General features: G+C 74.0%; 18 protein-coding genes. 8 read left to right on the top strand and 10 right to left on the bottom strand.

Annotated features, from left to right (window positions below):
• Positions 1-208: 208 nt before the first annotated feature.
• Genes ABZ406_RS21680 through ABZ406_RS21670 form a run of 3 tightly spaced genes read left to right on the top strand, consistent with a single transcriptional unit; the run spans position 209 to position 5,052 of the window.
• Positions 209-1,264, top strand: a complete 1,056-nt coding sequence (locus tag ABZ406_RS21680; RefSeq protein WP_357764385.1) for a MoxR family ATPase — start codon at positions 209-211, stop codon at positions 1,262-1,264.
• 1 nt (position 1,265) lies between these two features.
• The gene (locus tag ABZ406_RS21675; protein ID WP_357764382.1) at positions 1,266-2,564 is read left to right on the top strand and encodes a DUF58 domain-containing protein; all 1,299 of its coding nucleotides are present in this window, start codon (positions 1,266-1,268) and stop codon (positions 2,562-2,564) included.
• Between the two features lie 16 nt (positions 2,565-2,580).
• Positions 2,581-5,052 carry a DUF3488 and transglutaminase-like domain-containing protein gene (locus tag ABZ406_RS21670; protein ID WP_357764379.1) on the top strand — a complete coding sequence of 824 codons (2,472 nt, stop codon included), beginning with the start codon at positions 2,581-2,583 and terminating at the stop codon, positions 5,050-5,052.
• A gap of 218 nt (positions 5,053-5,270) precedes the next feature.
• On the opposite strand, the gene ABZ406_RS21665 is transcribed toward ABZ406_RS21670, so the two are convergent.
• The 9 genes from ABZ406_RS21665 to ABZ406_RS21625 all read right to left on the bottom strand — a co-directional run bounded on the left by ABZ406_RS21665 (position 5,271) and on the right by ABZ406_RS21625 (position 15,851).
• Positions 5,271-5,669, bottom strand: a complete 399-nt coding sequence (locus ABZ406_RS21665) for a DUF3040 domain-containing protein (protein ID WP_030334542.1) — start codon at positions 5,667-5,669, stop codon at positions 5,271-5,273.
• A gap of 116 nt (positions 5,670-5,785) precedes the next feature.
• Positions 5,786-7,045, bottom strand: coding sequence for a DNA polymerase IV (locus tag ABZ406_RS21660; protein WP_357764377.1), 1,260 nt, complete (start codon positions 7,043-7,045; stop codon positions 5,786-5,788).
• A gap of 81 nt (positions 7,046-7,126) precedes the next feature.
• Positions 7,127-8,299, bottom strand: coding sequence for a nucleotide pyrophosphatase/phosphodiesterase family protein (locus ABZ406_RS21655; protein ID WP_357764375.1), 1,173 nt, complete (start codon positions 8,297-8,299; stop codon positions 7,127-7,129).
• Positions 8,296-9,063, bottom strand: coding sequence for a methyltransferase domain-containing protein (locus ABZ406_RS21650; RefSeq protein WP_357764372.1), 768 nt, complete (start codon positions 9,061-9,063; stop codon positions 8,296-8,298). Before ABZ406_RS21650 ends, ABZ406_RS21655 begins: the two co-directional genes overlap by 4 nt.
• Positions 9,064-9,137: 74 nt before the next feature.
• A complete protein-coding gene (locus ABZ406_RS21645; RefSeq protein ID WP_357764369.1) occupies positions 9,138-9,314 on the bottom strand; it encodes a hypothetical protein in 177 nt (58 codons plus the stop codon).
• Positions 9,315-9,407: 93 nt separating this feature from the next.
• Positions 9,408-12,776, bottom strand: coding sequence for an error-prone DNA polymerase (locus ABZ406_RS21640; RefSeq protein WP_357764651.1), 3,369 nt, complete (start codon positions 12,774-12,776; stop codon positions 9,408-9,410).
• A 240-nt stretch (positions 12,777-13,016) separates the two neighbouring features.
• Positions 13,017-14,579: a DNA polymerase Y family protein gene (locus ABZ406_RS21635; protein ID WP_357764366.1), complete on the bottom strand. Its 1,563-nt coding sequence runs from the start codon at positions 14,577-14,579 to the stop codon at positions 13,017-13,019.
• Positions 14,576-15,301 (bottom strand): hypothetical protein, encoded by a 726-nt coding sequence (locus ABZ406_RS21630; protein WP_357764363.1) that lies wholly within the window; start codon positions 15,299-15,301, stop codon positions 14,576-14,578. Before ABZ406_RS21630 ends, ABZ406_RS21635 begins: the two co-directional genes overlap by 4 nt.
• A 100-nt stretch (positions 15,302-15,401) precedes the next feature.
• On the bottom strand, positions 15,402-15,851 hold the full coding sequence (locus ABZ406_RS21625; RefSeq protein WP_357764361.1) for an SAV_6107 family HEPN domain-containing protein: 450 nt from the start codon (positions 15,849-15,851) through the stop codon (positions 15,402-15,404).
• 509 nt (positions 15,852-16,360) lie between these two features.
• On the opposite strand from ABZ406_RS21625, the gene ABZ406_RS21620 reads away from it, so the two are divergent.
• From ABZ406_RS21620 to crtI, 5 genes are read left to right on the top strand one after another with little or no spacing between them, the layout of a single operon-like run.
• Positions 16,361-17,122, top strand: coding sequence for a monooxygenase (locus ABZ406_RS21620; protein ID WP_357764358.1), 762 nt, complete (start codon positions 16,361-16,363; stop codon positions 17,120-17,122).
• Positions 17,119-17,670, top strand: a complete 552-nt coding sequence (locus ABZ406_RS21615; protein ID WP_357764355.1) for a GNAT family N-acetyltransferase — start codon at positions 17,119-17,121, stop codon at positions 17,668-17,670. The genes ABZ406_RS21620 and ABZ406_RS21615 overlap by 4 nt, the downstream gene beginning before the upstream one ends.
• Positions 17,667-18,539: a carotenoid biosynthesis protein gene (locus tag ABZ406_RS21610; RefSeq protein ID WP_357764353.1), complete on the top strand. Its 873-nt coding sequence runs from the start codon at positions 17,667-17,669 to the stop codon at positions 18,537-18,539. The genes ABZ406_RS21615 and ABZ406_RS21610 overlap by 4 nt, the downstream gene beginning before the upstream one ends.
• Entirely contained in the window at positions 18,536-19,663 is a 1,128-nt protein-coding gene (locus tag ABZ406_RS21605) for a glycosyltransferase family A protein (RefSeq protein ID WP_357764350.1), read from the top strand. Before ABZ406_RS21610 ends, ABZ406_RS21605 begins: the two co-directional genes overlap by 4 nt.
• Before the next feature lie 11 nt (positions 19,664-19,674).
• Entirely contained in the window at positions 19,675-21,162 is a 1,488-nt protein-coding gene (crtI, locus tag ABZ406_RS21600) for a phytoene desaturase family protein (protein WP_357764347.1), read from the top strand.
• A gap of 16 nt (positions 21,163-21,178) precedes the next feature.
• Here the strand turns inward: crtI and ABZ406_RS21595 are convergent, their stop codons facing one another.
• Positions 21,179-21,868, bottom strand: a complete 690-nt coding sequence (locus tag ABZ406_RS21595; RefSeq protein ID WP_357764345.1) for a CDP-alcohol phosphatidyltransferase family protein — start codon at positions 21,866-21,868, stop codon at positions 21,179-21,181.
• Positions 21,869-21,889 lie beyond the last annotated feature (21 nt).

The following is a 21,889-nucleotide window of genomic DNA, read 5'->3' as shown; positions in this document are numbered from 1 at the left end:
CCCGGGGCGGGTCGGATCGGTTACCCCGAGCTGGCGAATATCGGTGTGTAACCGACGGACTACCTGCGGGGGTCGGCGATAACGACAAACATGGTTAGCCTGAGAGACTAGTGAGATTCCTGCGGCATACGAGGCTCGACTCGCGAACCCAACGGCGGGTCCAGGTGCTCTCTACAGAGCTGCCGTGACGGCGACGAGGAGGAGGCCCGTGACACAACAGACCTGGGACGAGGTGGGCGGCCTGTTGCCGCACGACGAGTTCCGCGCCGCCAGTGAGGCCATCGTGGCAAACATCGAGCAGGTCATCGAGGGCAAGACCGCCACCGTGCGGCTCGCCCTGGCCGTCCTGCTCGCCGAGGGTCACCTCCTGATCGAAGACGTTCCGGGTGTCGGCAAGACCAAGCTGGCCAAGGCCCTCGCGCGGTCCATCGACTGCACGGTGCGGCGGATCCAGTTCACCCCCGACCTGCTGCCCAGCGACGTCACCGGGGTCAGCGTCTACAACCAGGAGACGCACGACTTCGAGTTCCGTCCGGGCGCCGTGTTCGCCAACCTGGTCGTCGGCGACGAGATCAACCGGGCCTCCCCGAAGACCCAGTCGGCGCTGCTGGAGTGCATGGAGGAGCGGCAGGTCACCGTCGACGGGGTGACGTACCAGCTCCAGACCCCGTTCATGGTGATCGCCACCCAGAACCCGATCGAGATGGAGGGGACCTACCCGCTGCCGGAGGCGCAGCGCGACCGGTTCACCGCCCGCATCGCGATGGGTTACCCGGACTCCAACGCCGAGATGGCGATGCTGGACGGGCACGGCGCCACCGACCCGCTGCACGAGCTGCGGGCGGTCTCCGACGCGGCGATAGTCCGGCAGCTGATCGCCACCGTTCGGCAGGTGCACGTCGCGGACGCGGTCAAGCAGTACGCGATCGACCTGGTCACCGCCACCCGCGAGGCCCCCGACCTGCGACTCGGCGCGTCCCCCCGGGCGACACTGCAACTGCTGCGCACCGCCCGGGCGGTCGCCGCCCTGGAGGGCCGCGACTACGTCCTTCCCGACGACCTGCAGGCCCTGGCGGTGCCGGTGCTCGCCCACCGGATCATCCCGACCGCCGACGCGCAGCTCGCCCGGCGCACCACCGACGCGATCGTGTCCGAGCTGGTGCACCGCCTGCCGTTGCCGCACGACCGGCAGCGCAACCCGTACGACACCCGGCCGCCCGCCACCGGCAACGGTCGCGCACCCTACGAGCCGCGGAGGCCGTGACGTGCGTGCGGGTCTACGCGGGCTGACCACCCGCGGGCGGTCCTTCCTCGCCGCTGCGGTCGCGGCGGCGATCTCGGCCGGCATCCTCGGCGAGAAGGACCTGCTCCGGGTGGCCGTGCTGCTGGCCATCCTGCCGTTGCTGGCCGCCGCCTACGTCGGGCGCAGCCGCTACAAGCTGGCCTGCAACCGTTCGCTGGACCCGCACCGGGTTCCGGTCGGCGCCAACTCCCGGGTGGTGTTGCGCCTCCAGAACCTCTCCCGGCTGCCGACCGGCACGCTGCTTCTGGAGGACCGGCTGCCCTACGCGCTGGGCAGCCGGCCCCGGGTGGTGTTGGAGCGGCTCGGCGCGCACCAGGCCAGCTCCGTCGCGTACACGGTGCGGGCCGACGTGCGGGGCCGCTACGACGTGGGCCCGCTGGTCGTCCGGATGACCGACCCGTTCGGTCTGTGCGAGCTCACCCGCTCCTTCCCCAGCACCGACCACCTGACGGTCATCCCGCAGGTCACCCCGCTGCCGTCGGTCCGGCTTCCCGGGGAGTACGCGGGCAGCGGCGACAGCCGGGCCCGCTCGGTGGCGGTGCACGGCGAGGACGACGCGGCGACCCGGGAGTACCGGCGCGGCGACGACCTGCGTCGGGTGCACTGGAAGTCCACCGCCCGCACCGGCGAGCTGATGGTGCGCCGCGAGGAGCAACCGTGGGAGAGCCGGGCCACCGTCGTCCTGGACACCAGGGCGTACGGCCACCGCGGCGAGGGGCCGACGGCGAGTTTCGAGTGGTCGGTCTCGGCCGCCGCCAGCATCGCCGTCCACCTGCGACAGGCCGGCTACAAGTTGCGCCTGGTCACCGGCTCGGGGGCGGACGTGGACGCCTCGGAGGCCGGCGGGGACGGCACACTGCTCGACCACCTCGCGGAGGTTCGACTGGATCAGCGCGCCGAGGTCACCGGCCTCGTGCAGCGGGTCCGCCAACGCGCCGACGGCGGTCTGATCATCGGCCTGTTCGGCACCGTCAGCGTGGCCGAGGCGGAGCTGCTGGCCGGGTTGCGCGGCAATGGCGCCACCTGTGTCGGCTTCCTGCTGAACAGCTCCACCTGGCTCAGCCTTCCGGAGAAGACCCGGGCCGAGGCGGAGCACGCCCACGCCGCCTCCGTCCTCGCCATGCTGCAGAGCGGCTGGCGGGTGGTCGGCGTCGACCACGGGGGCCGACTGCCGGCGCTGTGGCCGCAGGTCGGCCGGGGTGCCCAGGGGTTCGCCCTACGGGCCGCGCTGGCCGAGACGGTCGCCGGCGGTGTGCGATGAACGGAAGGCTCCCCTCATGATCAGCAGTCGGAACATCGGCGTGGTGGCGGCCGTTGCCACACTGCTCGCCGCCGCGCCGCTGTCGGCCATCTTCCAGGGCTGGACGTGGCTGGTCGAGTCCATCATCGCGGTCGCCGTGGTGGCCGGGGTGGCCGCGTTGACCCGCCTCGCCAGGGCACCGCTGTGGGGTCAGGTGCTGGGCATGCTGGCCGGCCTGGCACTCGCCCTGACCTGGCTGTTCCCCAGCGGCGAGGAACTGTTCGCGGTCCTTCCCACCCCTGGCACGTTCACGTACTTCGGCGACCTGCTCAGCGGCTCCATGCAGGACATGCGCTCGTACGGGGTCGAGGTCCCGGACACCGACCCGCTGCTGTTCATCGCGGTGCTCGGCGTGGGCGCGGTCGCCGTACTCGTGGACGTCCTGGCCGTGGGGCTGCGCCGGCCCGCGCTGGCGGGGCTGCCGATGCTTGCCATCTACTCGGTGCCGGTCGCCGTCTACGTGGACAGCGTCCCTGCGGTGCCGTTCGTGATCGGGGCCGCCGGTTACCTCTGGCTGCTCGTCACCGACAACGTCGACCGGGTACGCCGCTTCGGCCGCCGGTTCACCGGGGACGGCCGCGACGTCGACGTGTGGGAGGCGTCTCCGCTGGCGTCCGCCGGCCGCCGGCTCGCGGCGGTCGGGGTGGCCCTGGCGGTGGCACTTCCGCTGGCGGTGCCCGGGATGACAGGTGGGCTGCTCGACTCGCTCAGCCGTGGGCCGGGCAACGGCAACGGCAACGGGTCCGGCACGGGCGGCACATCGGGTCGGATCGACCTGTTCGCCTCGCTCGCCGGCCAGCTCAACCAGTCCCAGGTGGCCGACCTGGTCAAGGTGACAACGTCCGAACCGAACCCGTTCTACCTGCGCTACGCGGTCGCCGACGAGCTGCGCCCCGCCGGTTTCCAGGCACGTAACCCCAGCGGCCGGTCCGTCAACCGGGACCTGCCGAACCCGGCCGACCGGGCCGGTGGGGGCGTGCAGCAGACCACCTACCGGGCGACGGTCGAGGTCACCAAGAGCCTGAGCATGTCGCTGATGCCGGTGTACGCCGAGCCGACCCGCGCCGACGACCTCAGCGACAACTGGCTCTACGACGCCAACCAGCAGGTCGTCTTCTCCAACCGGGAGAACTCCCGGGGCCGGAAGTACTCCTTCGACTACGTCCGGTCGACCTTCACCCCCGCAGCGCTGCGGGGCGCGCCACCACTGCCCTCCGACCACCCCGTACGCCGACAGATGACCGCCACCCCCGGGACGGTTCCCGAGGTGGATGAGCTGGTCAAGGGGCTGGTCCAGGGCAAGCGCACCGACTACGACCGGGTGCTGGCGATCTACCAGCACTTCTCGGCGGACAACGGCTTCCGGTACCAGCTCAGCACCGAGAGCGGCAGCAGCGGTCAGGACATCGTCAACTTCCTGACGAACAAGGTCGGCTACTGCCAGCAGTACGCCGCCGCGATGGCCTGGCTGGTCCGCTCGGCAGGCATCCCGGCCCGGGTGGCGTTCGGTTTCACCAACGGCAGCAAGCGCGACGGTGACACGTTCACGCTCACGAACCTCAACCTGCACGCCTGGACCGAGGTCTACTTCGACGGGGCCGGTTGGGTGCCGTTCGACGCCACCCCGGCGTACGGGGTGCCCGGCTCCACCCGGTCGACCTGGGCACCGGACACTGATGCGCCGGAGCCGTCCAGCCCGGACACCGGCACCGCGGACACCCCGACGGGGCCGGAAGCCTCGGCCGGGCCCGCCGGGCCGGACAACGCCGACCGGGACGCCGACAGCGGGCTCGCCCTCGGCGGAACGACGCCGGACGAGCAGCCGCCGGTCTGGCCGTGGTGGGCAGCGGGCCTGGTCGCCCTGTTGCTGCTCCTCGCGGTGCCCGCGCTGCGCCGGGTGGCTCTGCGCCGCCGACGGGGTGGCAGCGCGGTGAGCGGGGCGATGGCCGCCGCCAGGGTCGACGGGGACAGCGATCCGGAGACGCGACCGGTGGTGGTCGGCGTGGACGCCAACCGGGCTCGCGCGGACGCGCACGCCGCCTGGGCGGAGCTGCTCGACACGCTCGTGGACTTCCGGGTTCCGGTCGATCCGACCGAGACGCCCAGGGCGACAGCGGACCGGCTGGTCCGGGATGCCCTCGACGACGATGAGGCGATCGGGTCGGCGCGGCTGCTCGGCCGGGCGGAGGAACGGGCCCGCTACGCGCGGGATCCGCTTACCGGTGAGCGGTTGGTGCCGGCGCTGCGCGCGGTCCGCGGAGCGCTGGCCGCCCGGGCGGACCGACGGACCCGCCTGCTCGCCGCCGTGCTGCCGCCCTCGGTGCTGCTGCGCTGGCGTACCGCCATGGCGGACAGTTCGGGACGGATGGCGGCGCGCACCGGGCAGGCCCGGTACCGACTGCTGCGCTGGAATCCCCGACGGCTGCTTGCCGACCGGGCCGCTCGCTGACCAAAACCCGACCCATCCACCCCGCCACTCATGATCGTGCTCGATCGTGAAACGCCGTTCCGCAAACCGCAACGGCGTTGACATTCAGGATCGAGCACGATCATGCGGAGAGTGGGCAGCGGGGAGCAAGGGCGCACGGGTACCACGCAGGTCGCCGGGGGCCTGTGCCCGGCGACCGCTCGTCGCGGCGTGCGGCCCGCCTCAACGGCGGGACCGGCTCAGCGGTGCCCCTCCGGGCGCTGCCGCCACCTGTCCTCCATGCGGTCCAGGATTGACGACCGGCGACCGGATCGGCCACCGCGGGGACGACGACGACTCGTCGTGCCGCCCACCACGTGCAGGTCGGGTGACTGCGCCCGCCGGTGCGACTGCACCGCGAACGCGGCCGACGCCAGCATGACGACGAAGCCCGCCACCGCGAGTGGTGGAGTCTTGATCACCGCGCCATAGACCAGTAGAGCCAAGCCAGCGATGATGACGCCGGCGGCGACGAGCAGGCGACGCCGCGCATGGAAGCGCGGATCGCTGGCGCGCACGGCCGAGGCGAATTTGGGGTCCTCGGCAAGCGACCGCTCGATCTGCTCGAACAGCCGCTGCTCGTGCTCCGAGAGCGGCACGGCACTCCTCCCCGGTCACGTTGGTCGGGCCCACTCGGGCCGACAGACCGTGGCAGCCATCCGGCTGCTTACCCGCAAGTCTACGAGGGGGGTCGCGCGTCGGAAAGCGGGACGACCTATGGGCGGGGTGGATTTTCGTTTCGACGGCGATCACGGTCGCCCATCAGACTGGCCGGACCTATGACGGACCGCCCGAAACGGGCAGCGGCGGCGTCCGCGACAGCTTCCGCCTCGCGCCAGCCGTGCTCGGGCGCGCCGAGGGTGAGTTGCCGGGCAGCGCCCTGCGCCGGGGCGAGCCCTTCCACGCGAACACCGACGAGTCGGACCCGCTCACCCGGGTCCAAGGCGGTGTAAAGCGCCCAGACCGTGTCGAACATCTCGCGTGCGGTGTCGGTGGGAACGTCGAGAGTGCGAGATCGGGTCACGGTGCGGAAGTCAGCCAGCCGGACCTTGAGTGCGACGGTGCGCCCCACGTGCCCGGAACCTCGCAACCGGACTCCCACCTTCGCGCTGAGCGCGAGCAACGCGCGGCGGATCTCCAGCGGGTCGGCCACGTCGACGTCGAAGGTCATCTCGGCGCCTATCGACTTGTCGACGTGCTCGGGGCTGACCCCGCGCGGGTCACGCCCCCAGGCCAACTCGTGCAGGTGGGCCGCCGAGGCGGCACCGACGGCTCGGCGGAGCATGCCCACCGGCGCCTCGGCGAGGTCGCCGACGGTGGCCAGGCCAAGCCGGCGCAGCGCCTCGGCCGCGCGCTCCCCCACCCCCCACAGGGCATCCACCGGCAGGGGGTGCAGGAAGTCGAGCACCTGGCCCGGGGGGACGACGAGCAGGCCGTCCGGCTTGGCCCGGGTGGAGCCCAGCTTGGCCACGAACTTGGTGGGGGCCACCCCGACCGAGCAGGTCAGCGCCTGCTCCTCGGCGACCCGGCGACGGATCAGCCGGGCGATGGTGGCCGGGGAGCCGAAGAGCCGACGGGCGCCGGTCACGTCGAGGAACGCCTCGTCGAGGGAGAGCGGCTCGACGAGCGGGGTGACGTCCCGGAAGATCTGCATGACGGCCCGGGAGGCAGCCGTGTAGGCGGAGAAATCCGGTGGCAGGTAGACCGCCCGGGGGCAGCGGGCCCGGGCCTGGCTGGTCGGCATCGCGCTGCGGACGCCGTACCGGCGGGCCTCGTAGCTGGCCGAGCTGACCACCCCGCGCGGGCCGACGCCACCGACGACCACCGGCCGGCCGCGCAGCTCGGGACGGCGGCGCACCTCGACGGCGGCGAAGAAGGCGTCCATGTCGACGTGCAGGATCGGGCTGGCGGAGTCGTCGGCGTCCGGCCCGAAGCGCGGATCGTCGCCCCGGGGCAACGACTGGCTGCGGCCCATCCCGGCAGGTTAACCCGGGGGTACGACACCACCACCGACCAGTCGGCCGAACCGCCCCCGGTCAGCCCCAACGACAAACGGTCAGCCTCGGACGACGAGCAGCGGCACGGTCAGCTCGGCCGCGGTGTCCGACCCGTGGTACGCCACCAACTTCGACGCCATCGGCCGCTCGGTGCGGCTGGCCATGACCGCGTACGTGTCGTTGCAGATCACCACCACGTCCCCGATCCGCCCCAGGTGCTCCTCGGGCACCGGCCCGAACCAGCCGGTGGCCACCACCTCGTCGCGGGTACGGACCCGGGCCGTCGGGCCCAGCACCTCCGACCAGGCGGCCCGTACGTCCTCGACAGCGCCCGGCTCGACGTGCAGGTAGCGGACCCGGGCCTCGCCGGCCACCAGCCGCACACCCGCCCGCAGTCGCGGATCGGTGTCCAGGTCGAAGCGGTGCGCGCCGGGGATGTCGAGCTGCCCGTGGTCGGCGGTCACCAGCAGCGCCGCGTCCGGCGGCAGCCCGTCGACAAGCCGGGCGACGAGGGCGTCCACCTCGGCGGCCGCGGCCCGCCAGGGTGCCGAGTCGACGCCGCTGAGATGGCCGTGCCGGTCCAGGTCGGCGTGGTAGCCGGAGACCAGTGTGGGCCCGGTGCCGGCGGCCAGCGCGGCGAGCATGGCGGTGGCCACCGCGTCGCCGCCGGCGGCGCCCCGGAAGTCGCCACCCCGGTTGGCGGCCAGAGTCAACCCGCTGCCGCCGAACTCCGGCCGACTCACCACTGTCGTCGTCACGCCCGCGGCGCGGGCCCGCTCCAACTGGGTGGGCACCGGTTGCCAGCGCAGCGGCGGCGGATCGGCTGCCCAGTCGGTGTGGGTGAGCACCCGATCGGTGCCGGGCACCCGCACGGTGAAGCCGAGCACCCCGTGTGCGCCCGGCGCGACACCGGTGCCCAGCGACACCAGGCTGGTCGGGGTGGTGGACGGGAAACCGGCGACCAGCGGCCGGGCCACCGTGGCGGCGAGCCCGGCGACTGTCGGCGCGTACGGCGCCGCGGTCGGCAGCTGGTACCAACCGAGCCCGTCGACGAGCAGCACGGCGATCCGGCGTACCCCGGCCAGCGCCGTTCCGAGGCCGAGCGGGTCGGCCGAGCCGGGCACGCCCAGCACGGCCAGCGCGCTGGGTAGCACGTCGGCGAGACGGCCGCCGCCGTGGTCCGGCCCGAGGATCTCCAGCGGCGCCGGCCGGCCACCGACCGCGGCGATCATGCCGGCCGGCGGGCGAAGAGGTGCAGTTGGGCGGCCAGGTCCCGGTACGGCGGGTGGGCGGCCAGCACCCGTTCCAACTCGACCACGGCGGCGGGCTGCCCGTCGGCGACCGCTGCCGGCAGCAGATCAGCCAGCACGCGTACCCCGTGGATTTCCTCGACCACCAGCCCGGCGGCGCCGAGCAGCGCGGCGGCGGCCGGGGCGTCGTAGCGTCGGCGCAGAGTGTCCCTCGGGCCGGCGGTGCCGCCCGGGTCGGCGGCCAGTGTGGCCGCGACGTCCAGGTGCCCGTTCATCGCGCGGCCCAGCACGGCGGCGGCCCGACCGGCCACCAGCACACTTGCCGCACCCCCGGGGCGCAGCGCGGTGGCAAGCGCGGCGACCACCGGCGTCGGGTCGTCCACCACCTCCAGGACGGCGTGGCAGAGCACCAGGTCGACGCCGGCCGGCTCGACCAGCCCGGCGAGGGCGTCGCCGTCGCCCTGCACGGCGGCGATCCGGTCGGCCACCCCGGCCTCGGCGGCACGGCGGGTGAGCGCGGCGAGCGCGTCGGGGCTGGCGTCGACGACCGTCACCCGGTGCCCGGCGCGGGCCAGCGGAACGGCGAAACCGCCGGTGCCGCCGCCCACGTCCAGCACTGTGAGTTCGGCGTCGCCGCGCCGGTCCAGCTCGGCGCGGAGCACCGACCAGATCACGGCGGTACGGGGTGTCAGCGGCGGCTCGGCGAACCGGCCTCGGGTCTGCTCCACCCGGCCGAGCCTAGTCACCCGGCCCGGTAGTGGTGCGGGCGTGTGGCGGGCGCGCCACCACACACACGGTCGGCACGTGCTGCGGCGGCAGGTCAGGCCTCGGCGCCCTCGGCCTCGTCCTCCGCCCGGGACCGCCGCTCGTTGGCCACCGGACCGTTCGTCACCTCGTACTCGCGGGGGTCGGCGAGGTGCGACGGCACCCAGCCGGTGCCCAGGCGGGTCCGCCGGGCGTTGGCGATTCCACTGGTGTACGCGTGATTTCCCGTCACTGTCGTTCCCCCTCACGGATCACGGGCCGCTCTGCCCGCTCGGGACGAGTCTCCCGCTCGACGCTGTCAGAAACCGTAATGTGGATCACTGGATCAGCGGAAGTCCCGGGAGGCGGGACTCACCGGTGGCTCGATGGCGTCCAGCCGGTCGGCGACCAGATTGGTCACCCCCTCGTGCCGCTGCAACAGCCCTCGCACCACCAGCGCGGCGCTGGTCCGGGCCACCCGCCGGTAGCGCTGCCACAACCCCGGCGAACAGGTGACGTTGAGCATCCCCGTCTCGTCCTCCAGGTTGAGGAAGGTGACCCCGCCCGCTGTCGCCGGGCGTTGCCGGTGGGTGACGATGCCACCCACCCGGATCCGTTGCCCCGGCTCCACCCGACCCAGCCGGGCGATCGGCACCGCGCCGAGCACGTCGAGCTGACCCCTGATGAACCGGGCCGGATGGCTCTCCGGCGACAACCCGGTGGCCCACACGTCGGCGACCAGCCGATCCACCGCCTCCATTCCCGGCAACGTGGGCGCCGCCGCACCGGTCACCGTCCCGGGCAGCCGACCCGGCCGGTCCTGGGCCGCCGCGCCGGCGGCCCACAGCGCCTGCCGCCGGGTCAGCCCGAAACAGGCGAAGGCGTCCGCGGTGGCCAAGGCCTCCAGCTGCGCGGCGGTGAGACCGAGCCGCCGGGCCAGATCAGGCATGTCCCGGTACGGCCCACCGGTGGCCCGTTCGGCCTCGATCCGCTCGGCCACCTCGGCGCCGAGGGTCCGCACGCTGGACAGGCCGAGCCGGACGGCCGGGCCACCCAGCCCCCAGGCGTGCGGCGGCTCCCCCGGCCCGCTGCCCCACCGGGTCTCCGGGGTGGACTCCAACACCGCCAGAGCCCCGCTGGCGTTGATGTCCGGGCGACGGACCTCCACCCCGTGCCGGCGGGCGTCGTCGACGAGAGTCTGCGGCGAGTAGAAACCCATCGGCTGAGCGTTGAGCAGCGCCGCCAGGAACGGCGCCGGGTGGTAACGCTTGAGCCAGGAGCTGGCGTAGACCAGGTAGGCGAAGCTCATCGCGTGGCTCTCCGGGAAGCCGTAGCTGGCGAACGCGGTGAGCTTGCGGTAGACGTCGTCGGCCAGCTCACCGGTGATCCCCCGCTCGGCCATCCCGGCGTAGAGCCGGTCGGCGATCCGGGTCATCCGCTCGACCGACCGTTTGGCGCCCATCGCCCGGCGCAACTGGTCGGCCTCGGCCGCGTCGAAGCCGGCCAGGTCGATGGCAAGCTGCATCAGTTGCTCCTGGAACAACGGCACACCAAGGGTCTTCTCCAGGGCGTTGCGCATCAGCGGATGCGCGAACGTCACCGCCTCCTGGCCGTTCTTGCGCCTGATGAACGGGTGCACCGAACCACCCTGGATCGGGCCGGGACGGATCAGCGCCACCTCGACCACCAGGTCGTAGAACTCGCGGGGCTTGAGCCGGGGCAGGGTGGCCATCTGGGCCCGACTCTCCACCTGGAACACCCCGACGGAGTCGGCCCGGCAGAGCATGTCGTAGACCTCCGGATCGTCCAGGGTCATGTCGCCCAGGTCGAGGCTCTCGCCGATCATGTCGTAGCCGTAGTGCAGGGCGGAGAGCATGCCCAGGCCGAGCAGGTCGAACTTGACCAGACCGACCGCCGCGCAGTCGTCCTTGTCCCACTGCAGGACGCTGCGCCCGGGCATCCGCCCCCACTCCACCGGGCAGACCTCGATCACCGGCCGGTCGCAGATCACCATGCCCCCGGAGTGGATGCCCAGGTGCCGGGGGAACGTCTGCAACTCGTTCGCGTACTCCACCACCTGCTCGGGGATGTTCTCGACATCGACGGTGGCGACCGACCCCCACCTGTCGATCTGCTTGCTCCAGGCGTCCTGCTGCCCCGGCGAGTAGCCGAACGCCTTTGCCACGTCCCGCACTGCCGACCTCGGCCGGTAGGAGATGACGTTGGCGACCTGGGCGGCGTGCTCCCGGCCGTAGCGGCGGTAGACGTGCTGGATCACCTCCTCCCGACGGTCCGACTCGATGTCCACGTCGATGTCCGGTGGGCCGTCCCGTTCCGGGGCGAGGAACCGCTCGAAGAGCAGTCGGTGCCGGACCGCGTCCACATTGGTGATCCGCAACGCGTAGCAGACCGCCGAGTTGGCCGCCGAACCCCGACCCTGGCAGTAGATGTCCTGGTCACGGCAGAACGTGACGATGTCGTAGACCACCAGGAAGTAGCCGGGGAAACCCAGCTCCTCGATCATGTTCAGTTCGTGGTCGAGTTGCGCGTACGCCGCCGGGTGCGCCTGCGGCGGCCCGTAACGCTCGTGCGCCCCGTCGGCGGTCAGCTTCCGCAGCCAGCTCATCTCGGTGTGCCCCGGCGGCACCGGGTACGCCGGCAGCTGCGGCGCGACGAGCTGAAGGTCGAAGGCCAACTCGGCGCCGAACTCGGCGGCCCGCGCCACCGCACCCGGGTACGCGGCGAACCGGGCCGCCATCTCCGCGCCGCTGCGCAGGTGGGCGGTGGCCGCCGCGGGCAACCAGCCGTCGATCTCGTCCAGGCTGCGGCGGGCCCGGACCGCGGCGACGGTGGTGGCCAGCCGACGCCGGCCCGGGCTGGCGTAGTGCACGTTGTTGCTGGCCACCGTCGGCAACCCGGCCGCGGCGGCCAGCTCGGCGAGCGCGTCGTTGCGGTCGGCGTCGACCGGGTGACCGTGGTCGGTCAGCTCCACGGCCACCGTCTCCGCGCCGAAGAGCGCTGTCAGCCGGTCCAACTCGCGGGCCGCCGCGTCCACCCCCTCGGTGAGCAGCGCCCCCGGCACGTGCCCCTTGCGGCAGCCGGTCAGCACCAGCACGTGATCCTTCAGCTCGGCGGCGACCTCCTCCAGGGCCCCGTAATCCGGGCGGCCCTTCTCCCCGCCGCGCAGCTGGGCTCGGGCGATGGTGGTGGCCAGCCGGGCGTACCCCTCGTGGCCGTGCGCGAGCACCAGCAGGTGCGCACCGTGCGGGTCGGGCTCACCGTTCTGCGGGCCGGGCAGCCCGAGGGACAGCTCCGCGCCGAAGATGGTCGGCAGGCCCAGCGTGCGGGCCGCCTCGGCGAAGCGGACCACCCCGTAGAAGCCGTCGTGGTCGGTGACGGCGAGCGCGGTGAGCCCCAGCCGGGCCGCCTCCTCGGCCAGCTCCTCCGGGTGACTGGCACCGTCGAGGAAGCTGAAGTTGGTGTGCGCGTGCAGCTCCGCGTAGGGCACCACACCGTCGGGACGGGTCAGCTCCGGCGGCTGGTACTGCTCCCGGTGGCGGCTCCAGGCCGGGGAGTCGCCACCGTCGGCGTCCACGGCGAGCGGGTCCACCACGTGCAGGTGCCGTTCGCCCCGGCTCCCCCGCTTGTCTCCGGCCCGCCCGGAGAGCACCCGCTCCAGCTCCGACCAGGGCATCTTCGGGTTGTGAAAGCTCATCCGGCCGCTCCGGCCACGCTGCTCGGCCCGGTCCTGCTCGGCCTGGTCCTGCGCGGCCGAGGGACGCTGGGCGACCGGGTCGACGACGAACACGACGGCGGTCGCCCCGCCGGCGGCGAAAGGTGCGATGAGCGTGATGACTCACAGACATCAAGATGTCTGTGAGTCATCACGCTCATCGCGACATCTGCTCCCCGGCCAGCGCGGAGCCAGCCGAGGCCGGACAGGGATCGACCTGACTTAGTCATAGATCGCCTCCACCAACCACTGCCCCGACTCCACGGCCAGCAGCAGGGCAGCACCGTCGGCCAGGCTGACCTGGAACCGGGCCCGGCGGCGAGCCTCGGCCGGCGCCCACCAGCGCTCGTCCACCGGCCACGGCCCGGCCCAACCCACGATCTCCGCTGGCTGACCGGTGCCGACCACCAGTCGGGCGGGCGCGGCGCTCACCGCCAACCGCGCGCTGATCACCACCGGCTCGCCAGCGGCGTCGTGCACGGTCGCGGCGAGCGGACTGGGCAGCACCACGGCGGGCGCGGGCGGCGGCAGCCGGCCCGGCCACGGCGGAGCTTCGGGCCGGGCCGGGAGGCGTTCGTCGCCCCACGGCACCAGCCGCACCTGGTCGGCCGGGGAGCGGCCACCACCGAGTACCGCGGTGACCACCGCTTCCGGGCCGAGGATGCCCTGCACCCGGCTCAACGCCCGGTGCGCGCGCTCACGCTCCTCGCCGGTCTCCCCCCAGAGGCCGGCCTGCAGACCGGCCTGGGCGATCACCCCGTCCGGGATCAGTCGCAGCCGGATGATGCCGGCCGTCGGTCGGGCCGGTCGGGCGCCGGCGCGGCCGTTGCTGCCGGAGAGCCACCCGTCGAGCTGCCAACGCACCCGGTCGGCGATGGCCGCGGCGGTGAGCAGGCCGTCGTGCCGCCACACCCGGTGCAGCTCCTGCCCGTGCTCGGTGACCGCCTCGATGCCGAGCCGGGTGCAGGCCAGCCCGTGCCCGGCCAGCCGCTCGTGCAGTTGCTCGGCCAACGCCCGGGCCACGAACGCCGCCGCGTCGACCCGGTCGATCGGGTCGTCGTGCTCCGCGGTCACCGTCAGGTCGGCCGGCGGTTGCCGGACGGCCAGCGGGCGGTGGTCCCGCCCGGCGGCCAGCCGATGGGCGAGCGCACCGTCGAACCCGAACCGGGCCAGCACGTCACCGGCCGGCAGGGCGGCGAAGTCGCCGAGGGTGCGTACCCCCAGCCGGCGCAGCAGGTCGGCCAGCGCCGACCGGCCGAGCGCCTCGACCGGCAACCCGGCCAGGAACTCCGGTGTCCCGCCCGGTGCCACCACCCGGCCGGCGCGAGCGGCCAACCCGGCCGCGAACACCCCGTCGGCGATGCCCACCTGGCTCTCCACCAGGCACGACTGGGCCACATGCTCGATAATCCGTTCGGCGGCCGCCTCCTCGCCGCCGAGGTAACGGCCCGGCCCTCGGGCGGCCACCGCGCAGGCACCTGGACGGACCACCTCGACCCCGGCGACCAACTCCTCCACCGCGGCGACCACCGGCTCGAACGCCCGGGCGTCCCGGCCCGGGTCGTACTCCACCACTGTGAGCTGGGGGCAACGACCCTGCGCCTCCCGCTTGCGCAGCCCCCGACGCACCCCCTCGGCGCGGGCCCGCTCGGAGCAGGCGACCACCCGGTTGGCGTGCAGCACGGCGACCGGGCCGGTCGCCGGCACCCCGTCGACGATCTCGGCGGCGAGCACCGGCCAGTCCGGGCACCACAGCAGCAGGGTGCGCGCCGGCGCGCCGGTCACCCCCGGCCGACCAGGGCGAGTGGGGCGGTCGATCGGCCCACCGGCGACGGCAGCGTACGAGGGATCACCCGGGTCAGCTCGTCACCCGGGAGCCAGACCTTGATCTCCTTGGGTCGGGCGGCCGCCCCGCGCCCGCGCGCCGAGACGGTGATCTCCCGGCGGCGCAACCGCCCCCGGCCCAGCCCGAGCCCCTCCCACACTCCCCGGACCACCTGCAACGTCACGTCCGCGCCGTCCCACCGGCCGTACGGAACGAGCACGCTGCCGCGCTGGCGGGCCCGGGCGGCCAACCGGGTGGCGACCGAGGCGGAGACCGAGGCCGGCACTGTGGTGACCACGACGTCCACCCCGTCGATGAGCGCGGCGACCACTGTGGCCCACTCGGGGCCGGGGTTCGGCACCAGGGCCAACCGGTCCAGGGCGATGCCCAACTCGGCCGCCGCGCCCGCGCCGAACGTCGGCACCCCGACCACGGCGCACCACGAGCCGGCCCGGGACGCCTCGGCGAGCAGGGCCAGCATCAGCGAGGTGCCACCGCTGCGGCGGGGCTGGCCGGCGGCCACCGCGATGGTGCTGCCCCGGCGCAGGCCCCGGTTGGGCAGCAGACCGGTCAGCTCGGGCACCACCGGCAGCACCCGGTGCCCACCGACCGGGTCGGGTGCGCTCGCCGGACGTACCAGATCGGCAAGCGCGGCGGAACCGACCACCATGCGGCCCGCCATTGGACCAACTCCCCCGTCGTTGCTGTGGATCAGATCAGGACCGGCACGCCGTGCCGCCGGCCGCCCGGCTCCCCCTCCGGGGGGCCGGTGGCGCGGCGGATCAGGCGGCGAGGCCGTCCAGGGCCGGTTGGTGGGCCACGCCGAGCGCGGTCTCCACAACCGTGACGAACTGCTCGGCGGCGCGGAGCAGATCGTCGGCCTCCCGGGCGCTCACCACCCGGGGGATGCCCGCCTCGGCGGCGGCGCGCTTACCGGCCCCCGCGGCGAAGAACCGGGACCACTCGTCGAGCTCCGGAGCGACGGCGCAGAGGAGGACCCAGACGCTGGTGATCCGGTTGCGTCGGGTCGGCGCGGGACGGGCCCGGGCGGCGAGCAGGGCCGCCGCCGCGCGCAGGGCCGCCAGGTGGGCAGCCGCGTAACGCAGGCCGTCGGGTCGGGTCTGGCCGGCCTCGACCAGCCCACGGCGGGCCAACGTGAGGAGCTGGGCGGGGGTGCGGTGCGGCAGCACGTGCGCCGGCACCGTCGGTGCCTGAGCCGGGTTGGTCGGCATGGGTGTCTCTCCTCCACGTGGCCGAGACGTCACTCCGGCGGCTGATGCCACCGACGCGCCGTCGAGGTCGGGTGGTGCGGAGGAAGACGCACCGGGTGTGGCCGGCCGGGTGTGGATGCTTCCCCACACCACACCCGGCCGGCGGACCGGCGGGTGCGTCGCCCGCCGCCCGGGGGTCGTGGGCGGCGGGCAACGCTCCTGCCTGTTGGGACCAGGCTCGCGACTGCCCGGAAACCCAGGTGCGGCCCGCGGAGCCGCACCGCCCGGAGGTGGCGCCGCGAAACGCCGCGCTCCGGCTGGTTGGAACGGGCGTTCGAGGCAATCGAACACTCGTTCTAACTGCTGCTGACAGTACACCTCCCCTCCGACGAAAATGCAACGTGTGACGCGCCGAGCGTGCCGGCCGACTGAACCGGCCACCAGCGGACCGGGAAGAATGGCGTGATGCAGCCACACCCGACCGTACGGGCGGTGCAGGACGCGCTCAGCCGCCACCGCGGAGCGGTGACGTGAGCGAGCGAACCAGAAGGCACAGCGGCGACGCGCCGGAGCTGGTCACGCTGCACGTGTGGCGTACCTCCCGCGGCGCGCTGCCCCGGGCGCTGACCCGGATGGCGCTGGACCCCCGGCGGTTGCGGGCCCTCCCGGGCGTGCGGTTCGGCAAGCTGCTGGGCACCGGGACCGGCACCGACTTCGGGCCGAAAGACGCCGACCTGACCCGGTGGGCGGCGCTCACCGTCTGGGACTCCCCCGCCGCGGCGGCCGGCTTCGACGACTCGTCGGTCGGGCGGGCCTGGGCGCGCATCGCCCACGCCCAGGCCCGGATCGACCTGCGCCCCCTTACCAGCCGGGGTGAGTGGTCCGGCCGGCTGCCGTTCGGTGACCCGCCGGGCGGCCGGGTCACCGGCCCGGTGCTGGCACTGACCCGGGCCCGGCTGCGGGCCCGTCGGGCTGCCACGTTCTGGCGGGCGATCCCGCCGGTGGCCGCCGCCCTGCGCGACGCGCCCGGGTTGCTGGCCCGGTTCGGGGTCGGCGAGGCCCCGTTGGGCTGGCAGGGCACGGTGAGCGTGTGGCGCGACCCGACGGACCTGGTGGCGTTCGCGTACCGTCACCCGGAGCATCGGGCGGCGATCATGCGAACCCCCACCGAGGGTTGGTACGCCGAGGAGCTGTTCGCCCGGTTCGAGGTGCGCGACGTGGTCGGCGACCGGTCAGTGCTCGGGTGGGTCGCCGACGGCGGCCCGGAAACGGTGAAGGGTGGACGGGCATGAGGTTGGTGCGCTGGACGCCGGACGACCTCGTCCGGCGGCTGGACGACGTGGTGGCCGTCTACGGCGAGGCGATGGGATACCGCACCGACCTGCTGGAGGCCCGGCGCGGTTACATCGCCACCCACGTCCGCCGACCGGGTTTCCGGGCGGTCGCCAGCCTGACCAGCGAGGGTCACCTCGCCGGCTTCGGCTACGGCTACCTGGGCGCCTCGGGTCAGTGGTGGCACGACCAGGTGCAGCGCGCGTTGGACACCCCGACCCGCACGCGTTGGCTCACCCACTGCTTCGAGGTGGTCGAGCTGCACGTCCGGCCACCGGCGCAGGGTCACGGTCTTGGCGCCGGTCAGCTACGCGCGCTGCTCGGCATGGCGGAGGGCGACACCACGCTGCTGTCCACCCCGGAGGCCGACGAGCAGACCTCACGGGCCTGGCGACTGTACCGACGCTTCGGCTTCGTCGACGTGCTGCGCGACTTCCACTTCCCCGGCGACGAGCGACCGTTCGGCGTACTCGGTCGGGATCTGCCGCTCGAGCCACCGGCGTCATGACCCGGCGGATCTCCTGGACGCTGCTCGCCGTCCTGGTGCTCGCCCAGATCTGCTACCCGCTCACCACCGGCGCCACCCGGGCCGGGCTCACCGTGGCCACTGTCGTCCTCGGTTGGTTGCTCTCGGTCGGCCACGCGCTGCTCAGCCGGGGCCTGCGGGTGGCGGCGGCGCTGGTCGCGGTGGCCACCGGCGGCGGGTTCGCGATCGAGGCGATCGGGGTGGCCACCGGCGTGCCGTTCGGCAGCTACGACTACTCCGGTGAGCTGGGCCCCAAGCTGGCCGGCGTGCCACTGATCATTCCACTGGCCTGGACCTGGATGGCCTGGCCGGCCTGGCTGGCGGCGGTGCGACTGACCGGTGGCAACCACACGGCCGCCGACGGTGGCGGATCGACAGCCGGCGGCGGGCCGACGGTGGGTCGATGGGTGGGGCGGATCGCGCTGGCCACCGTGGGGCTGGCCTCCTGGGATCTCTTCCTCGACCCGCAGATGGTGGCCGAGGGCTACTGGGTCTGGCGCGACGCCACCCCGGCCCTGCCCGGCCTGGCCGGCATCCCGGTCAGCAACTACCTGGGCTGGCTGCTCTTCGCGGTGCTGATGATGAGCGCGCTGCGCCCGCTGGCCGGCCCGGCCGCCGGGCACACCGACCGGCGGGACCACCCCATGGTCGCGCTCTACCTGTGGACGTACTTCTCCAGCATTCTGGCCCACGCCGTCTTCCTCGACCTGCCCGCCTCGGCGCTCTGGGGCGCCGCCGGCATGTCGCTGACCGCCGTACCCCTGGCGGTGACAGTGCTCCGCGCCCGGCGCGGCCACCTCCGGCCGGAGGCCCGGCAGCCACACCGCCCCGGCGTCGACGCGACCCGATGACCGTCCTGCTCGCCCTGCTGGTCGCCGTCGCCGCGTTGACCGGGCACACCTGGCTCAACGCCACCCGCTGGCTACGTCGGCCCACCGACCGGCCCGAGGACGTCGACGAGCCGGTGGCCGTGCTGCTGCCGTTGCGCGACGAGGCAACCCGGGTCACCCCGTGCCTACGCGCCCTGCTCGCCCAGCGTGGCGTGCCAGGGCTTCGCGTCGTGGTCCTCGACGACGGGTCCACCGACGGCACCGCCGACGTGGTCCGCGCGGTGGCCGGCGACGACCCCCGGGTCACGCTGCTCACCGGGGTCGCCCCGCCGGCAGGCTGGCTGGGCAAGCCGCACGCCTGCTGGCAGCTGGCCACCCGGGCCGACCCCGACGCCACCGCGCTGGTGTTCGTCGACGCCGACGTGGTGCTCGCCCCGCACGCCGTGGCCGCTGCCGTCGCCGAGTTGCGCGCCGCCCGGGTGACGTTGCTGTCGCCGTACCCCCGGATCGTGGTGGCGACGGCGGCCGACCGGTTGGTGCAGCCGCTGTTGCAGTGGCTCTGGTTGACCTTCCTGCCGCTGCGCGCGATGGAGCACTCGGCGCGGCCGTCGCTGGCCGCGGCGGGCGGACAGTTCCTGGTGGTGGACCGGGCCGGCTACACCGCCGCCGGCGGGCACGCAGCGGTCGCCGACAAGATCCTGGAGGACGTCGAGCTGGCCCGGGCGATCAAGCGGGCCGGTCGACGGATCGCCCTGGCCGACGGCTCCCGACTGGCCACCTGCCGGATGTACGACGACTGGCCGCAACTGCGCGACGGGTACTCGAAGTCGCTCTGGGCGTCGTTCGGGCACCCCGGCTCGGCGGCGGCCGTGGTGGTGGCGCTGCTGCTGCTCTACACCGCCCCACCGCTCATCGCGCTGGCGGGTGCGGCGGCCGGCGCACCGGGGATGACGGCCGTGGGCCTGGGCGGCTACCTGCTCGGGGTGGCCGGACGGGTGCTCACCGCCCGCGCGACCGGAGGACGCTGGTGGCCCGACGCGCTCGCACACCCCGTGTCGGTCGTGGTCCTCGGTTGGTTGACACTGCGGTCGTACCATCTGCGGAAGCGGCGCCGCCTGACCTGGCGGGGCCGCCCGGTCAGCTAGGGAGGCGCGGCATGGCGCGGATCGTGGTCGTCGGCGCCGGGGTGGGTGGCCTCGCCACCGCCGCCCGGCTGGCCGCAACCGGGCACCAGGTGACCGTCTTCGAGGCCGCCGACACGGTCGGCGGCAAGCTCGGCCGGTACGCCCACGACACCCCGGCCGGGTCGTTCCACTTCGACACCGGGCCGAGCCTGCTCACCCTGCCCGAGGTGTTCCACGACCTGTTCGAGGCGACCGGGGCGAAGCTCGACGAGTACCTGGACCTCGTCCCGCTGGACCCGATCGTCAGGCACGTCTTTCCGGGCGGTGGCCCGACAGTGGACTCGTGCGCCGACCCGGTGGAGTTCACCGCCCGGATCGGGGCCGCCTTCGGTGACCGGGCGGCAGCCGACTGGCAGCGGCTGTGGCGTCGGGCGACGCGGGTGTGGCAGGCCTCGTCGCGGGACATCCTGCGCCGCACCGTCGACTCTCCCCGCGACCTCGCGTCGCTGGCCTGGCGGGTCGGCGACCTGACCGCCATCGCCCCGGGCCGCAGCCTGCGCGGGCTGGGCCGCCGGCACCTGTCCGACCCGCGGCTGCGGATGATGCTGGACCGGTACGCCACCTACACCGGTGCCGACCCACGTCGGGCACCGGCGGCGCTGGTCGCCGTCCCCTACGCCGAGCTGGCCTTCGGCGGCTGGTACCTGCGCGGCGGGCTGGGCACGCTCGCCGACGCGCTGCTGACCCGCTGCCTGGACCTCGGCGTGGTCGTGCAGACCGACACCACCGTCACCCGCATCGACGCCACCGGCGGCCGGGTGCACGGGGTACGCCTCGCCGGCGTCACCGCTCCGGTGCCCGCCGACGTGGTGGTGGCCAACGTGGACGCGCTCACCGTCTACCGTGACCTGCTGCCGCACCCGCGTCGGCTGGCCGGGCTGACCGACCGCAGCCTCGCCGGCTTCGTGCTGCTGCTCGGCGTCTCCGGCAGCACCGGGCTGGCCCACCACAACGTCTTCTTCCCGGACGACTACGACGCCGAGTTCGACGCGGTCTTCGGTGACCCCGGGCGCGGCGTACGGGCCCGACCGGCGGCCGACCCGACGGTGTTCGTCACGGTGGCCGACGACCCGATGGTCCGCCCGGCCGGACACGAGGCGTGGTTCGTGCTGGTGAACGCCCCCCGGCAGGGCACCGCGGCGGGCGCTGTCGACTGGCGACGCCCGGGGCTGGCCGACGCGTACGCCGATCGCATCCTGGACGTGCTGGCGCGGCGCGGCGTCGACGTGCGCGACCGGCTGTTGTTCCGCGAGATCCGCACCCCCGCCGACCTGGGCGTGGCGACCGGCTCACCAGGCGGCTCGATCTACGGCACCGCCGGTGGGCTGCTCCGCCCGGCCAACCGGGGCCCCGCAGAAGGGCTGTGGCTGGTGGGTGGCTCCACCCACCCGGGCGGCGGGTTGCCGATGGTGACCCTCTCCGCGCAGATCGTCGCCGACGAGATCGGCCCCGCCTGGTAGGCGCGGTGCGCCTGTCTCAGTCGGCGTCGACCAGGGCGCGGCGGATGCTGGCGAGCAGTTGCCCCAGGCCGAACCCGGCCAGCAGCACCCAGACCGCTGTCGCCATGGTGATGGTGCCGGCGGCCAGGTCCGGCTCGATCAACCCGGCCAGCCCGGCGACAAGCAGGCCGGCCAGCGCCACCGACACCCGGGTGGGGCGTTCCCCCACTGTCACCGCGCCGATCTCCCGCATGCCCGCGGCGACCGCCCGCGCCCTGACGTACTCGTGCAACCAGGACAGCGCGCCGCCCGCGACGACCAGCCCACCCGGCGCGCCCACCAGCCAGAACGCCAGCAGCCACGCCACCTCACCGAGCCGGTCGGCGACCGAGTCGTAGACGTAGCCGAGCCGGGTGGTGCGGCCGGTGGCGACCGCCACCGCACCGTCCACGCTGTCCGCCACGGCGGCGAGCAGCACGAACAGTGCGCCGAGGAACGGGCCGTCCCCCGGCCGGCCCACGAGCAGCGGTACGCAGAAGCAGAGCAGCACCCCGGCCACTGTCACCGCTGTGGGGCTGACCCGCAGCCGGCCCAGCACGTATCCGACGTGGTACGCGAATCGCAGCCAGGCGCGCACCACAGGCGCTGCGACCCGAGGGTCGAACCCGCCGTGCAACCGCGCCCACGCCGTCGCGTACTGATCCCAGTTCAGCTGTGTGCCCACCACGGCTCAACCGTCGTGCCGGGC

The sequence above is a fragment of the Micromonospora sp. NPDC005710 genome (genome assembly GCF_040630995.1).
In the GTDB taxonomy this organism is placed as follows: Bacteria; Actinomycetota; Actinomycetes; order Mycobacteriales; family Micromonosporaceae; genus Micromonospora.
The sequence above is the reverse complement of the archived record's forward strand: the minus strand, read 5'-3'. Positions and strand labels throughout refer to the sequence as shown.

Bases quoted from the DNA above. Each gene is read 5' to 3' on its own strand.
- ABZ406_RS21670 (WP_357764379.1), top strand. From the start codon at position 2,581: ATGATCAGCAGTCGGAACATCGGCGTGGTGGCGGCCGTTGCCACACTG.
- ABZ406_RS21660 (WP_357764377.1), bottom strand. From the start codon at position 7,045: ATGGGCCGCAGCCAGTCGTTGCCCCGGGGCGACGATCCGCGCTTCGGG.
- ABZ406_RS21655 (WP_357764375.1), bottom strand. From the start codon at position 8,299: ATGATCGCCGCGGTCGGTGGCCGGCCGGCGCCGCTGGAGATCCTCGGG.
- ABZ406_RS21640 (WP_357764651.1), bottom strand. From the start codon at position 12,776: ATGAGCTTTCACAACCCGAAGATGCCCTGGTCGGAGCTGGAGCGGGTG.
- ABZ406_RS21630 (WP_357764363.1), bottom strand. From the start codon at position 15,301: ATGGCGGGCCGCATGGTGGTCGGTTCCGCCGCGCTTGCCGATCTGGTA.
- ABZ406_RS21625 (WP_357764361.1), bottom strand. From the start codon at position 15,851: ATGCCGACCAACCCGGCTCAGGCACCGACGGTGCCGGCGCACGTGCTG.
- ABZ406_RS21615 (WP_357764355.1), top strand. From the start codon at position 17,119: ATGAGGTTGGTGCGCTGGACGCCGGACGACCTCGTCCGGCGGCTGGAC.
- ABZ406_RS21610 (WP_357764353.1), top strand. From the start codon at position 17,667: ATGACCCGGCGGATCTCCTGGACGCTGCTCGCCGTCCTGGTGCTCGCC.
- ABZ406_RS21605 (WP_357764350.1), top strand. From the start codon at position 18,536: ATGACCGTCCTGCTCGCCCTGCTGGTCGCCGTCGCCGCGTTGACCGGG.
- crtI (WP_357764347.1), top strand. From the start codon at position 19,675: ATGGCGCGGATCGTGGTCGTCGGCGCCGGGGTGGGTGGCCTCGCCACC.